The sequence below is a fragment of the Olegusella sp. genome (assembly GCF_057238325.1).
In genome coordinates, this window is record NZ_DBHHGF010000004.1 from 113,260 (window position 1) to 127,029 (window position 13,770).

General features: G+C 49.1%; 13 protein-coding genes and 2 riboswitches. Of the genes, 6 read left to right on the plus strand and 7 right to left on the minus strand.

Features of this window, described 5'->3' with window-relative positions; translation table 11 throughout:
• Nucleotides 1-81 precede the first annotated feature (81 nt).
• The 3 genes from ACO5JD_RS04725 to ACO5JD_RS04735 all read left to right on the plus strand — a co-directional run bounded on the left by ACO5JD_RS04725 (nt 82) and on the right by ACO5JD_RS04735 (nt 3,169).
• The gene (locus ACO5JD_RS04725) at nt 82-2,436 is read left to right on the plus strand and encodes a DEAD/DEAH box helicase (protein ID WP_484988022.1); all 2,355 of its coding nucleotides are present in this window, start codon (nt 82-84) and stop codon (nt 2,434-2,436) included.
• Nucleotides 2,437-2,504: 68 nt separating this feature from the next.
• Nucleotides 2,505-2,882: an HsmA family protein gene (locus tag ACO5JD_RS04730; RefSeq protein ID WP_484988024.1), complete on the plus strand. Its 378-nt coding sequence runs from the start codon at nt 2,505-2,507 to the stop codon at nt 2,880-2,882.
• Between the two features lie 107 nt (nt 2,883-2,989).
• Nucleotides 2,990-3,169: a hypothetical protein gene (locus tag ACO5JD_RS04735; protein WP_484988026.1), complete on the plus strand. Its 180-nt coding sequence runs from the start codon at nt 2,990-2,992 to the stop codon at nt 3,167-3,169.
• A gap of 31 nt (nt 3,170-3,200) precedes the next feature.
• Here ACO5JD_RS04735 and lpdA read toward each other — a convergent pair whose 3' ends face one another.
• The 6 genes from lpdA to gcvT all read right to left on the minus strand — a co-directional run bounded on the left by lpdA (nt 3,201) and on the right by gcvT (nt 9,898).
• Nucleotides 3,201-4,571, minus strand: a complete 1,371-nt coding sequence (gene lpdA, locus ACO5JD_RS04740) for a dihydrolipoyl dehydrogenase (RefSeq protein ID WP_484988028.1) — start codon at nt 4,569-4,571, stop codon at nt 3,201-3,203.
• Nucleotides 4,572-4,579: 8 nt separating this feature from the next.
• On the minus strand, nt 4,580-5,569 hold the full coding sequence (lplA, locus tag ACO5JD_RS04745; RefSeq protein ID WP_484988030.1) for a lipoate--protein ligase: 990 nt from the start codon (nt 5,567-5,569) through the stop codon (nt 4,580-4,582).
• 36 nt (nt 5,570-5,605) lie between these two features.
• Nucleotides 5,606-7,045 carry an aminomethyl-transferring glycine dehydrogenase subunit GcvPB gene (gcvPB, locus tag ACO5JD_RS04750; RefSeq protein ID WP_484988032.1) on the minus strand — a complete coding sequence of 480 codons (1,440 nt, stop codon included), beginning with the start codon at nt 7,043-7,045 and terminating at the stop codon, nt 5,606-5,608.
• Complete coding sequence (gene gcvPA / locus ACO5JD_RS04755; RefSeq protein ID WP_484988034.1) at nt 7,042-8,358, minus strand: aminomethyl-transferring glycine dehydrogenase subunit GcvPA; 1,317 nt, start codon at nt 8,356-8,358, stop codon at nt 7,042-7,044. Before gcvPA ends, gcvPB begins: the two co-directional genes overlap by 4 nt.
• A 3-nt stretch (nt 8,359-8,361) precedes the next feature.
• Nucleotides 8,362-8,745, minus strand: a complete 384-nt coding sequence (gene gcvH, locus ACO5JD_RS04760) for a glycine cleavage system protein GcvH (protein WP_484988036.1) — start codon at nt 8,743-8,745, stop codon at nt 8,362-8,364.
• Between the two features lie 70 nt (nt 8,746-8,815).
• The gene (gene gcvT / locus ACO5JD_RS04765) at nt 8,816-9,898 is read right to left on the minus strand and encodes a glycine cleavage system aminomethyltransferase GcvT (protein WP_484988038.1); all 1,083 of its coding nucleotides are present in this window, start codon (nt 9,896-9,898) and stop codon (nt 8,816-8,818) included.
• An 84-nt stretch (nt 9,899-9,982) separates the two neighbouring features.
• Nucleotides 9,983-10,054, minus strand: a riboswitch (glycine riboswitch).
• Nucleotides 10,055-10,057: 3 nt separating this feature from the next.
• Nucleotides 10,058-10,140, minus strand: a riboswitch (glycine riboswitch).
• A 213-nt stretch (nt 10,141-10,353) separates the two neighbouring features.
• On the opposite strand from gcvT, the gene ettA reads away from it, so the two are divergent.
• Entirely contained in the window at nt 10,354-12,033 is a 1,680-nt protein-coding gene (gene ettA / locus ACO5JD_RS04770; RefSeq protein ID WP_484988040.1) for an energy-dependent translational throttle protein EttA, read from the plus strand.
• Nucleotides 12,034-12,294: 261 nt separating this feature from the next.
• On the opposite strand, the gene ACO5JD_RS04775 is transcribed toward ettA, so the two are convergent.
• Nucleotides 12,295-12,612, minus strand: coding sequence for a hypothetical protein (locus tag ACO5JD_RS04775; RefSeq protein ID WP_484988042.1), 318 nt, complete (start codon nt 12,610-12,612; stop codon nt 12,295-12,297).
• A gap of 322 nt (nt 12,613-12,934) precedes the next feature.
• On the opposite strand from ACO5JD_RS04775, the gene ACO5JD_RS04780 reads away from it, so the two are divergent.
• Both ACO5JD_RS04780 and ACO5JD_RS04785 read left to right on the plus strand, forming a co-directional pair.
• Nucleotides 12,935-13,144 (plus strand): hypothetical protein, encoded by a 210-nt coding sequence (locus ACO5JD_RS04780; RefSeq protein ID WP_484988044.1) that lies wholly within the window; start codon nt 12,935-12,937, stop codon nt 13,142-13,144.
• Nucleotides 13,108-13,587: a ZinT/AdcA family metal-binding protein gene (locus tag ACO5JD_RS04785; protein WP_484988046.1), complete on the plus strand. Its 480-nt coding sequence runs from the start codon at nt 13,108-13,110 to the stop codon at nt 13,585-13,587. Before ACO5JD_RS04780 ends, ACO5JD_RS04785 begins: the two co-directional genes overlap by 37 nt.
• The last annotated feature ends 183 nt before the right edge of the window (nt 13,588-13,770 follow it).

Below are 13,770 nucleotides of genomic sequence, written 5' to 3' on the forward strand. Positions count from 1 at the left end.
CCTTCAGGTGGAAGACGCTTTTTTGACTGTGAGAAGTACATGACCGAACATTTGTGCTAGCGTGAAATGCTGGGAGGAAATATGGAAGCATTTGAGCGCTACGCGCCGTTTATTCAGGATTTTATTTACCGCAATGGTTGGCAGTCGCTGCGCGGGGTGCAAGTGGCTGCTGCTCATGCGATTTTTGATACGGACGATAATGTGTTGCTCTGCGCATCCACAGCTTCTGGCAAAACTGAGGCGGCATTTTTTCCCATACTGTCAATTTTGGAAGAAGAACCCTCAAGTTCTGTTGGAGTACTCTATGTGGGTCCACTAAAAGCGCTGATAAATGATCAATTTGGACGCTTGCAGGAACTTTGCGAAGAGGAAGAGATTCCTGTCTGGCGTTGGCATGGAGATGTTGCTGCTTCGCGTAAGGCAAAACTGATGAAGCATCCTTCAGGAATTTTGCAGATTACACCAGAATCTCTTGAGGCAATGTTGCTACATCGTCATTCAGCAATTCCCAAACTTTTTGGTGATTTGCGTTTTATTGTGATTGATGAGGTACATTCTCTCATGCGTGGCGATCGTGGTGCCCAGACTCTTTGTGTGATTGAACGCTTGTCTCGTCTAGCAGGAGTGAAGCCGCGTCGTATTGGGCTTTCTGCGACAGTGGGTGACCCCGAGCGTACAGGCGAATATCTTTCTGCGGGTACGGGGCGCAATACGCTCATTCCGCGCATTGATGATGCGGGTCAACGTTGGCGCTTGTCAATGGAACATTTTTATGTCAGTGATTATCAAGCTGTCGATGACGAGTTGGGACGCGGTCCCTATGCACGTCGGCATGAGGCAGAAAATGCGGCTGTATTGACCGATATCGAAGTGGATGGGGGTACACTGGCTGAAGAAGGATTTGCTCGTATGTCTCAGCGTAGCTATGAGGGCAAGACTGATACAGCACCCCAATTAGCAGATCCAGGTCTTGGATATATTTTTGAGCATAGCCGAGGTAGGAAGTGCTTGGTTTTTGCCAATTCGCGCGAGGACGCTGAGGCGGTTACTACGACACTTCGCTCATATTGTGAGGCAAATGGCGAGCCAGATCGCTTTTTAATCCACCATGGCAATCTTTCTGCTCCCTTACGAGAATCTGCCGAAGATGCGATGAAGGATGAAGAAACAGCCCTCACCACAATTACAACCTCAACTCTTGAGCTTGGTATTGATATTGGAAGACTTGAACGAGCATTCCAAATTGATGCACCTTTTACGGTATCAAGTTTTTTGCAGCGCATGGGTCGCACTGGTCGTCGTGGTACACCGTCCGAGATGTGGTTTGTCATGCGGGAAGAACGACCCGAACCTCGCTCTAGCTTGGATGAAACTATTCCTTGGAAACTTTTGCAAGGTATTGCTTTGGTGCAGCTATATATTGAAGAGCGCTGGGTTGAGCCTCCGCGCTTGGACCGCCTGCCCTTTAGTTTGCTTTACCATCAGACAATGGCAACGCTGGCATCAAATGGTGAAATGAGTCCCGCAGAACTTGCTGTACGCGTGTTGACCCTCACACCATTCCAACGGGTTACAACAGATAACTATCGAGTACTGCTTCACCACTTAATTGCGAGCGAACAAATTCAGCAGACTGATGAGGGTGGCCTTATTGTGGGCTTGGCGGGGGAGCGTGTGGTTAACAATTACCGCTTCTACGGAGTCTTTGTTGAGAGTGAGGAGTACACCGTTCGCAGTGAAAGTCAAGAGCTTGGCACTACGGTGATGCCGCCACCCGTTGGTGACAAAATTGCTATTGCGGGTGCCACTTGGCTGGTAGAAGAAGTGGATCATAAACGGCATTTGGTTTACTGCACACAGGTAAAAGGCCAGGTACCTGCCTATTTTGGCGAGTGTCCAGGTGACATTCATACCCATGTACTCGAGCGTATGGCACGCTGCCTTGTAGAAGATGTGACATATCCTTATCTAATGGATAACGCTCGCGCCCGCCTTGCTCAGGCGCGCCGTACAGCACGTGCTTCAGGCATGCTTAAAGTGCCACTTATCAATATCGGTGGAGATAGCTGGGCGCTATTTCCTTGGCTGGGTAGTTATGCTTTTTTGGCCTTGGAGCGTTTCCTTAAACTGCGCTGCTCAGAAGAGCTAGGACTTAAGGGGTTGGATTCAAGTCGTCCGTACTTCTTGCAATTTCGTATGAAAGCAGATGCTCAAACTTTTGTTGATGTGCTTGCCAAGCAGGCTCTGCGTCCGTTAGATCCCCTTGAGTTGCTTTATCCTGGAGAAGTGCCTGTTTTTGATAAGTATGATGCCTATGTGCCAGTTGAGTTGGTGCGTAAAGGTTTTGCATATGGGGTATTAGATACTGGGGGTATGCTGCAGCGCGTGCGTCAATGGTGTGGTTTGCCCAAGATGCCCGAGTTGCCTCAAATGTAAGGGTTCTAGCGGGGTGTTTGGGCGCAGGATAGCTAGGGAGAGCAAAATCATATGAGGCAGGGGAACTCATGAAACCAATGCTATTGGCTGCAATCATTGCAATTACGCTCGCACTTATTTTGTACACCATTGGTGTCTTTTCCGAACGTCATGCAAAAGTACTCAAACCAATACATCTTGCCATGTTTTGGTTGGGCTTGATTTGTGATAGTACAGGCACAGCTTTGATGAGCAAGATTGCCCAAGCAGGTGCTACAGGAATTGGATTACATGCAGTTACTGGTGCTATAGCGATTGCACTTATGGCATTCCATGCAATTTGGGCAACTGTGACGCTTGTGAGCCACAATGAAGAACGTGCTCGTACCTTTCACCGTCTAAGCCTTTTTGTCTGGTTGGTATGGCTTGTACCCTATGTTATCGGTGTGATTATGGGTATGCATTAGACAGGTTTATGTAGGGACTTTTGGCGTTAGAGTTTTGTTGGTAAGGACGTCGTATTGCGTAAAAGGCGGCCGTACTGCCGTCTAAGGCGAACGCAAGGGGATGCGCTATGGCTATTAGTTACGTAGATTCCAGCGAGCTCGATGAGTATCTGATGATGCCTGATTGTCCTGAATGTGGCAGTGAGGACGTAGCCTGTATGGAGACCTACCAAGATGGTGAGTGGGTCATCAAGCAGTACCTCTGCAACAAATGCGGGCATGTTTGGACTGAGCGAACCAAGGCATAAGAAGCGACCCAAGGTATAAGACGATCACTGGTTATATCAACTGGAGAGCGGCCTCGGCAATGAGTTCGTTCACGGTGGGATGTGGGTGGATTACCGCAGCAAGCTGAGCTGCTGTCATGTCTTGCGCGATGGCTACAGTGAGTTCTCCGATGAGGTCTGTAGCACGCGGACATACAAGCTGTGCCCCCAAAATTCGTCCATTGTCTTTTGCGGCAATTAGCTTGAGATAGCCTGAGTCACCACCTTCTATCAGGCATTTTGCATTGGATCCAGTGACAACTTTTGCTGTGCGGATTAAGAGTCCGCGCTCTTTTGCCTCGGCTTCAGTAATGCCGATGGATGCTACCTCAGGTGAGGTATAGACACAGCTAGGGATGAGCTGTTCATTCATAAGCTGTTCTTCATGACAAATGACACGTATAACATTGCGTGCCTGGGCCATTGCTACGTGTGCGAGTTGAGTTGTTCCTGCACGGACATCGCCAATTGCCCACACATGAGGCAAGCTGCTGCGTCCGTCATCGTCGCAAACAAGGGCACCGCGTTCTAATTTTGCGTGGATATTATTTGCAAATAGTCCAGTTGTTTCGGCAGTGCGTCCAGTAGCAATAAGTACGCCTCGAGCACAAATCTGCTGTTCATCACCCTTTTTGTTGCAATATCTGACACACAGGATATCGTCTTGTTGCGTAATTTCAGCAACACGAGCAGCAGTCTCAATTTTGACGTTTGATTTTTTGAGATGCATGTTTATCCGTTGGGCGATTTCCTTGTCAAAGGGTGGCAGTATGCGCTCCATTGCCTCAAGGATGGTAACTTGTCGACCTAACGCAGTATATATTTCTGCACATTCGACTCCGATAACGCCGCCACCAATGATTATCAATGAGGAAAGATCTTTCCCTTCGCCCTCAAGAATGTCATCGCTGGTGAGTACTCCAGGAAGCTCAATGCCAGGAATGGGAATGCTCTTGGGGACAGAGCCTGTGGCGATGACGGTCTCACGTGCTTCGTATTCCATGTTGCCACAAACAATGGTGCATGATGCATCGTTTGCAGAAACTATCTGTGCCTCTCCTTCTACCAGCTTAACCTTGTCTTTTTTCATAAGTTTGGTGAGACCATCACGAAGACTTGTCACGATTTTTGTCTTGCGCGCGTGCATGGCAGAAAAGTCCAACTGTACACCCGAGGATGCGATGCCATATTCATTTCCGTTGATGGCCTCGACATAGGCTTTAGATGAGCGAAGCAGAGCTTTCGTGGGTACGCAACCGCGGTTAAGGCATGTGCCGCCAAGAAGATTTCGCTCAAAGAGAACAACTGATTTGCCGCGACGAGCAGCCTCGTCGGCTGCGGTATAGCCGCCAGGACCTGCACCGATAATGGCAATATCAAACATATTCTCTCCTAGCGGGCAGCAATTGATAGAACTAATCGTGTAAGGTCAGTAGCGACTTGGGTATCTATATTTTCGCCCTCAAGACGGATAAGTAATTCGGGCTCATCAAGTGCACAGCCCGAAAGCGCACGTTCTACCAAGATGGGTAAACCCTCAGCAAGAGCGTCTGTCCAGAGATAGGCTTGCTGTATGAGTCCATCTGCTATCTCAAGGTCAAGACGGACGGTACCCCAAGAAAATCGAGCTTCAGCCCCTTGGGACAGATGACGTTTTTTTCCAAGATTCCATGCGGGCGAAGCAAAACGTTCGCGGAGTTGCGCAAGATAATCCTCATCAATTTTAGTAGGATCTATGCACTCTACCTTAGAGTTGAAGACCTTTCCAAATGACTGGGCAAGAGCGGACTTGAGCTGATTAATGGTGAGCGAGGGAGACAGTTCGGATAGGTTGACGACGCGTGAGCGTAGCGATTTGACGCCGCGTGCTTGTAATTTGAGTGGTGAAGGTCGCAAGTAGCGGCTAAGTGCACCAAAATCTGCCGCAACAAGAAGCGTTCCATGGTGGTAGCTATGCTCACCTTCGTGCAAATATGCACAACCCGAAAACTTTCTTCCATCTACGGTGAGGTCATTGCGACCTGTAGCCTGCGCATTGATACCAAGCGACTGTAGCGCACTAAGCACTACCGCGTTTTGCTTTATAATATCAAAGTCTTTTGTTGGTACAAGGAAGGTAAAGTTCAAATTGCCAAGATCGTGATATACCGCACCACCTCCAGAAAGTCGGCGCACAAGGTGTCCACCCTCAGCTTCGAGAGCGGGTACATCACATTCATCAAGGGCATTTTGATTGCGCCCAATTACCACGGTGTGGACATTTTGCCAAAGATACAGTACGCAGCAATTGGGGCCCGTCTGCTCAAATAAGAGTCTCTCAAGAGCAAGATTAGCATAGGGGTCATAGCCCTTTGCTTCTATGAGTCCCAGGTGCTTTATCACTGCGATACCCTCTCGTTGTAATTGGGCATTTCTTATTTACTCAGCATCAAAGTCGTAGCGTAGGCGTGGCTTACGCGCGGCGCCTACCTCATCAGGTCGTCCTATAGGGCAGGTAAAGGGTGCATCGCGAAGGCGAGCCCCATCATGGTGCACCTCGGCCAAAATAGTCTTTAGGATGCAGATAAACTCATCAAGAGTTTCTTTGCCCTCAGTTTCGGTAGGCTCTACCATGAGTGACTCATGCACGATAAGTGGGAAGTACATAGTGGGTGGATGAATACCAAAATCAAGCATACGCTTGGCAACATCCATTGAGGATACACCGCATTCGTCCTTGAGAGACCCTATGTCCGTCACAAATTCGTGCATACAAGAATCAGGGAAGGGGATAGTGAAGTCCTCACGCAGTGCTGCAAGTAGATAGTTAGCATTAAGAACCGCATTGGCTGAACTCTGTCTCATGCCATCTGCACCAAGTGACAAAATGTAGGTATATGCGCGCAGGACTACAAGGAAATTCCCATAGAAGCTGCGTACCCTACCCACGCTCTTTGGGGGTGTTTCAAAGGTAAAACCAGAATCAGTCTTGGTGATAAGGGGTCCTGGCAAATAAGGTGCAAGCTCTGCTTTGCAGAGTACAGGACCTGAACCTGGACCACCTCCGCCATGAGGTGTCGAGAAGGTCTTGTGTAGGTTGAGATGAGTGCAATCAAAACCCATATCGCCTGGGCGGACACGTCCCATAATTGCGTTGAGATTTGCGCCGTCGTAGTAGCAAAGGCCTCCTGCTTCGTGGATGATGCGGGTAATCTCGAGGATATTGCGATCAAAAAGCCCGAGTGTATTGGGATTGGTAAGCATCAATCCAGCAGTGTGTGGACCTACGACTGCCTTGAGTGCATCTAGGTCGACTCCACCTTCATCGTTAGAGGCTACCGAAATTACGCGAAAACCAGCCATACTTGCCGAGGCAGGATTGGTGCCATGCGCAGTATCGGGAACGATAATTTCGTCGCGTTCGGTTTTGCCATGATCGAGGAGCCAAGCACGGATGAGAAGCAGCCCTGTAAGCTCGCCATGGGCACCCGCTGCTGGCTGTAATGTCGTAGCATCCATGCCACAAACTTCGCGGAGCGATTGATCGATGTTATAAAGCAGCTCAAGACAACCCTGTACAGTTGATACAGGCTGCAAAGGATGAATGTCAGCAAAATTTGGCATGCTGGCAAGGGCTTCGTTGACGCTGGGATTGTATTTCATGGTGCAAGATCCCAGGGGATAAAAGCCGTCGTTGACGCCATGGGTCTGCTTCATAAGCTCAGTGTAATGGCGAGTTATATCGACTTCGGAGAGCTCAGGAAGCCTTGGCGCGCATGTGCGCAACTGTGCGGTATCAAAGTTAATCTCAGGTACATCTAGTTCGGGTAGAAGTTCGCAGTGGCGTCCCGAAACGCTGCGCTCAAAGAGGAGTTTCATACGCCGCTCACCTCCTTTAGGGCAGCAATGAGTAGATCGATTTGCTCGCGACTGTTGAGTTCGGTACAACACCAGAGCAGGCCGCCGTCGACAGGAAGACCAGCAAGAATTCCTTTCTCGCTCAGTGCGGCTATTATCTGGTCTGTATCAGAGGGACAGTTGGTAAGGAACTCATGGAAGAAAGGACGCGTGTCGCGCAAAGTAAACCCAGGGATTTCTTGTAGACGTCTTTGCAGGTAATGTGCGTGAGCAGTGCAGCTTTGTGCGACTTTATAGATGCCTTTGGGACCCATCGCTGCTAGATAAACCGAAGCCGTCATAGCGCACAGCGCTTCGTTGGAGCAGACATTAGATGAAGCTTTTTCACGGCGAATATGCTGTTCGCGTGCTTGGAGTGTCAATACAAAAGCGCGGCGTCCCTTAGCATCGGAGGTCTCGCCTACAATGCGACCCGGCATCTTGCGCATGAGCTTTTTTGTGCATGTCATCAAACCCAGATAAGGACCGCCAAAGCTTAGCGGTAAACCAAGAGGTTGTCCTTCGCCTACGGCTACATCAACTCCATACTCACCAGGAGTTTTGAGTAAGCCCAAGGAAATAGGATTAAAGCTCATAACGAGCTTGGCGCCCTTGCTGTGTGCTGCTGTGACAATTGCATCGATATCTTCAATCACACCATAGTAGTTAGGACTTTGTACAAGCACAGCAGCTGTGCCAGCGTTAATAGCGCTCTCAACTGCAGCAATGTCAGTTGTGCACTTATCTGCAGCTACAACGCTTACTGGTACCTTGCGGCTTGCACAATAAGTTTTGACGACAGCGATGGTTTGCGGATCGACGGTAGCAGAGATAATAACGTCTTGGCGTTTGCGCTCTTGACACATCAGCACTGCTTCTGCAGCAGCACTTGCCCCGTCATACAATGATGCGTTGGGAACTTCCATGCCTGTGAGTTCGCAAATCTGTGTCTGGTACTCAAAGATAGACTGGAGCACGCCTTGACTTATTTCTGCTTGATAGGGCGTATACGCAGTACGGAATTCCTCCTTGCTGGTAACGCTCTGCACGATTGCGGGGATGTAGTGGCGGTAGGCGCCAGCACCGCGAAAGACACTCTGAAAGCGCTGATTTTTGTTGGCGAGCTTGCTGAGAGTATCAACAACTTCTAATTCGCTTTTTCCTGTAGGCAGCTCGAGTTTGGATACCAGCGCCTCTTTAGGGACCACTTGATAAAGCTCATCCAAGGAGTTTAGGCCTACGGCCGAGAGCAGCTCTTTTTGCTCTGCAGTAGTTGATGGGACGTAGACTCCCATGGTTTATGCCTCCTCGTTGGCGCAATGTTCCTCGTAAGCTTTGGCATCAAGCAGCTCTTCTATATCACTTACTTCTTCAACTTTGATGAGCCAACTGCCATAGGGATCCTCATTTACCAGCTCAGGAGAATCAGCAAGCTCCTCGTTGACTGCAGCAACAATGCCTGTAACAGGGCTAAATACGTCGGATACTGCTTTGACGGACTCGATATCAGCAAAGGGCTCGCCAGCAGTGACACCATCTCCTTCTTCGGGAAGATTGACAAATACGATGTCGCCAAGGGAATCCTGCGCAAAGTCAGTCAGACCTATTGCATAGATATCGCCATTTTTCTCGACCCACTCATGGGATTTGGTGTACTCAAGTTCTTCTTTAACCTCTGCCATGATGCAATCCTTTCTTATTGCTTGTAGTTACTCGGACCTTTTAGGTCCGTTTGGTGCTAAGAACTGCAAATTAGTCGTGCTTGTAAAAAGGAAGTTCTACGATACGCACAGCTAAGCGTCTGCCACGGACATCGGCTTCTGCTTCGGTACCAACTGCGGCATGCGCAATATCGACCTTTGCCATAGCAATTGACTGCTTAAGGTGGGGTGCAAAAGTGCCTGAGGTTGTGTGGCCAATGAGCTTATCGGCGATATATAAGTTTTGATGTTCGCGTAAAATGCCGCGTCCTGTTGCCACAAGCCCTACGCGTGTGACGTGCGGATTGCCTTTGGAAAGCAAAGCCGTGTGTCCGATGAATTCGTCTTTGTCGAGTTTGACGCCAAAGCCCAGACCTGCTTCTAGTGGTGTGGTCTGCTCATCCATCTCATGTCCATAAAGTGGCATAGCTGCTTCAAGACGTAGGGTATTTCGAGCGCCCAAACCACAAGGAATGAGTCCTTCTTCTTTGCCTGCTTCGCGGAAAAGTTGCCAGAGTTTTGTGACATGCTCGTTTGCACAGTACAGCTCAAAACCCTTTTCACCGGTATAGCCTGTGCTTGACACGAGGCAGTCAATTCCACCCACAAGGACATGAGGGCAAAAACTGTAATAGCCTTGGGGTAGCGTTTGGGGGTCAGTAAGCTTTTCGATAATGGTTTGTGCCAAAGGTCCCTGTAGTGCTAATTGGGCAGTGCTGCTCGATAGGTCTTCAAATTGCGTATCAGGCAGCAAGTTTGCCTGCATATGAGCAATGTCTTTGTCATGATTGTCGGCGTTAATAACAACAAAATAATCATCGTCGGCAAATTTATAGACGATAAGGTCATCAATGCAACCGCCCTGCTCGTTACACATAATGCCGTAACGACACTTGCCTATCTTCATTTTACTGTAGTCATTGGTAATTAAATGGTTGATGGTAGCAAGGGCACCAGGACCTGAAAAACGTACCTCTCCCATATGAGATACATCAAAAAGACCGCAATGTGTACGCACAGCCTCATGCTCTGTGCGAATGCTGGTGGGGTACTGTACTGGCAGCAGGTAGCCAGCAAAGGGGACGATTTTGCCACCTTCCTTTACATGGATGTCGTACAGGGGTGTCTTTTTCATAGTTACTCCCTCAAGACTTTGTGGCTTCCAGCGCGAAACTGTAGAGTCATGTTTTGCGAACAGAGCAAAACCTCAGCTCCGTGCCCTTGTCTTTGACCTGAAAGATTCTCCAAATAAATGGATTGCTTCTTCGGTGATCGGATGACCTTTCCAAGGTTTCGTCGGCGAACGGTCCTTTTGCCTGAGAGTTATTGCCGCCCCTTCGGCTCCGTGTGAGCTACGGTCTCTCCCGTTCGTGTCTTCCGAGAGTATTCACTTTTCGCACTCGTAGGTACTTGCCGCCATACTAACAAGCGATCTCGTGTTTTATCGCTAGCAATCGATTTGGGGTGGCGGAGACACGGTGAACGGAGTAGTGAGGATGAAAGTAAGCTGTTTTGCCTGTTATTATCGACTAAGAAGTAAAGAAAAGTAAGGCTGCTTTGTAGTATGCAAAGCATGGCATGAGGAGAGATATGGCAGAGTTTGTCTACCAGATGTACAAGGTTCGCAAAGCTTTTGAGGGCAAAGTCATTCTTGATGATGTGACAATGGGCTTTTTCCCTGGTGCCAAGATTGGTGTTGTGGGTCCTAACGGTATGGGCAAGTCGACCCTGCTCAAAATCATGGCAGGTATGGAAGACATTTCCGCAGGTGAAGCAAGGATGGCACCAGGCTATAGCGTAGGTATGTTGCAGCAGGAGCCACCTTTGGATGATTCCAAGACGGTGAAAGAAAACATCGAAATGGCTTTTGGTGATTTGCTTGCCAAGATTGAGCGTTTCAACAAAATCGGCGAGAAAATGGGCGAGCCCGATGCTAATTTTGATGCTCTGATGACCGAGATGGGTGAGCTGCAAACCGAGATCGATGCGGCAAATGGTTGGGATCTGGATAGCCAGCTGACGCAGGCGATGGATGCTCTGCAGTGTCCTGATCCAGACGAGCAGGTCGACCACCTGTCGGGCGGCGAACGTCGTCGTGTGGCGCTGTGCAAACTGCTGTTGGAGGTGCCTGATTTGTTGCTGCTAGACGAGCCAACCAACCATCTGGATGCAGAGTCGGTACTCTGGCTTGAGCAGTTCCTCAAGAATTACTCCGGTGCTGTGCTGGCGGTCACACACGACCGCTATTTCTTGGATAACGTTGCCGAATGGATTTGCGAGGTTGACCGTGGAACGTTGTATCCATATAAGGGCAACTATTCCACCTATCTGGAAACCAAGGCAGCACGTCTTGAGATGGAGTCCAAGCAAAACGCACGTCGTGCCAAAAAGATGAAGTCTGAGCTGGAGTGGGTACGCAGTTCTCAGAAGGCACGCCAAGCAAAAAGCCGTGCTCGTCTTGCTGCGTATGAGCAAATGGAGGCGGAGGCGCGCCAGACCAAAAAGACTGATTTTACGGACATCCAAATTCCCGTGGGTCCTCGTTTGGGTAACAAAGTGCTTGAGGTTGAGCATTTGCACAAGGCCTTTGGTGACCGCGTACTCATTGACGATTTGAGCTTTACGCTGCCGCGCAATGGCATTGTTGGTGTGATTGGTCCCAACGGCGTAGGTAAGTCGACTCTGTTCAAAATGATAGTGGGACAGGAACAACCGACGTCTGGCTCGTTGGAGCTGGGGGAGACGGTAAAGCTTTCTTATGTCGATCAGGGACGCGCTGGTCTTGATGCCGAGAAGAATGTCTGGGAAGTTGTGTCGGATGGTAATGATTACATTGTTGTCGGTGATCAGGAAATCCCCAGTCGTGCTTATGTTTCTGCTTTTGGTTTTAAGGGTACCGACCAGCAGAAACGTGCAGGTGTTTTGTCGGGAGGCGAGCGTAACAGGCTCAACCTTGCTCTGACCTTGCGTCAGGGTGGCAACTTGTTGTTACTAGACGAGCCTACTAACGACTTAGATACCGAGACGCTTGAGAGCTTGGAAGAAGCTCTGCTTGCCTTCCCTGGTTGTGCCGTGATTACTAGTCATGACCGTTGGTTTATGGACCGTATCGCCACGCATATTTTGGCATGGGAAGGTACTGACGAAAACCCCGGTGCCTGGCATTGGTTTGAGGGCAACTTTGAAGACTATCAAGCAGACCGTGTACGCCGTCTAGGTCCGGATGCTGCGCGACCTCATCGCCTGCACCGCAAGCTTACAAGGGACTAGGCTCTGCTTTCCTGCTAAGTGATTTTGGTGCCGCTCCATTGCTGGGGCGGCATTTTTGTGCGAGTCATCAACCTGGTCTCGCGCGTTTTATGTGCGAGACAAGAAGTGGGACAGTATCAAAAGCCACACTATGATTTGTGACTTGATGGAGGACAAAAAGGGGACGAGTTTTGGCATCTAGGTTGTGTTTGCCTTTGTTTCACGCGGACACTCAAACGCCACACTCTATTTCACGCCAATTGCCAAACGCCACGTTCTACTTCACTTTTTTAGCCAAAAGCCACATATCTCTTCATGCCCAAAAAATCTACCTGCGCAAACGTCAGGTCCTTTGAAATAGAACGTGGCTTTTGACATTTTTTCTGAAACAGAACGTGGCTTTTGACAAGCAAAGCTGTATTGATTGAAAGAATATGTGGCGTTTGGCATGTAGAGCTGCGCCATTTGAAATAATCCGTGGCGTTTGACAAGCAGAGCTGACCTGCTAGGTGAGGCCAAAAACACTGTATTGTGACCAGAAATCGCAGCTCCAGCAGGCAAAACACCGTTTTGTGACAAATTAATTTCTTGATAAAGCATCTACCAGCGGTTTTGTAAAAGGCAAACTCGTGTTTTGGTGTTCTTGCAATTTTAGAAGTCACGAAAGGGTGCTTTTGCGGTGGTAGTGACATACGAAATGATGTTTCCTTGGTAGCAGATAGTTGATACACAAGTCTCATACGCGTGGATAAATAGGGGATTCCATCTGTGCTCGCACGTTAGAACCAAACACAGTTTATCGTGCCGATGCTGAAGTCAAAGATTTAAGTTAGCTAAGGTTGACAAATGTAAAAGAAGGAATACCTTAGTAAAAGTTAGCCATGGTTATCTTTAGGATAAGGATAGAAAGTGGAGGTAGGTAATGAATAGGATGACGACTCTTGCAGCTTCGGGCATTTCTTTTGCTCTAGCAGCAACTCTTGCACTGACGGGCTGTGGTGGCAACAATACTCCAACACCTGCTGGATCTGCTGGTTCCTCTGCTGGTAGTGCAAGTAGCTCACAGAGTGCTACCCAGACCGTTAGTCTTTCTGATTGGGCAGGTACCTGGAATGGTTTTCTGCTTACCTAAGCAATCCCGAGCTCGATAGTACCTTTAAGGAAGTGGGCGAGCGAGACAAGAAGTCTGCCGATGAGGTAAAGAAGGACTTCTCTGCCAAGGTAAAGGCCGACTTTGACGGTCTTAAGGTTGAGGGCGATACCATCACCTTCCTTGATGGCTTTGAGGATAAGGGCGGCAAGGAACTTACCCATGCTGAGTATCACTTCAAGGAAGCACGCAAGGTGGAGCATGGTGGACACCAGTTGGAGTGGGATGTTTTTGAGGCAAGCGATCCTCAGGCAGAATATCCCGTACTGCTGATGATGCCTGTGCACGGCGAAGAAGAGATGGTCCACTTCCACATGCGCTATGGCAAGAATGCCGACGAGCTGATGGCTGCTGACGATTGGTATCCCACCTTTGTTAAGCCCAATACCACACTTGAGCAGGTCAAGGGCGAAATCAAGGAGTAACGCGCATACAGAGCCTGCGTTGGCTGTCGAAACCCCCAGCTTTCGGCAGCCACTTTGCTCTCTTTGGTTACGTTTTGCGTGAGAAAAGATGCTGCAAGGAGTTTTTATGCACTACACAAGAAGAGACTTTCTGAATATGTGTACCGGGGCGTGTTTGTTGCCTCTTATGGGAGCATCGCTTGC

Bases quoted from the DNA above. Each gene is read 5' to 3' on its own strand.
- ACO5JD_RS04725 (WP_484988022.1), top strand. From the start codon at position 82: ATGGAAGCATTTGAGCGCTACGCGCCGTTTATTCAGGATTTTATTTAC.
- ACO5JD_RS04730 (WP_484988024.1), top strand. From the start codon at position 2,505: ATGAAACCAATGCTATTGGCTGCAATCATTGCAATTACGCTCGCACTT.
- ACO5JD_RS04735 (WP_484988026.1), top strand. From the start codon at position 2,990: ATGGCTATTAGTTACGTAGATTCCAGCGAGCTCGATGAGTATCTGATG.
- lpdA (WP_484988028.1), bottom strand. From the start codon at position 4,571: ATGTTTGATATTGCCATTATCGGTGCAGGTCCTGGCGGCTATACCGCA.
- gcvPB (WP_484988032.1), bottom strand. From the start codon at position 7,045: ATGAAACTCCTCTTTGAGCGCAGCGTTTCGGGACGCCACTGCGAACTT.
- gcvPA (WP_484988034.1), bottom strand. From the start codon at position 8,358: ATGGGAGTCTACGTCCCATCAACTACTGCAGAGCAAAAAGAGCTGCTC.
- gcvH (WP_484988036.1), bottom strand. From the start codon at position 8,745: ATGGCAGAGGTTAAAGAAGAACTTGAGTACACCAAATCCCATGAGTGG.
- gcvT (WP_484988038.1), bottom strand. From the start codon at position 9,898: ATGAAAAAGACACCCCTGTACGACATCCATGTAAAGGAAGGTGGCAAA.
- ettA (WP_484988040.1), top strand. From the start codon at position 10,354: ATGGCAGAGTTTGTCTACCAGATGTACAAGGTTCGCAAAGCTTTTGAG.
- ACO5JD_RS04775 (WP_484988042.1), bottom strand. From the start codon at position 12,612: ATGCTTTATCAAGAAATTAATTTGTCACAAAACGGTGTTTTGCCTGCT.
- ACO5JD_RS04780 (WP_484988044.1), top strand. From the start codon at position 12,935: ATGAATAGGATGACGACTCTTGCAGCTTCGGGCATTTCTTTTGCTCTA.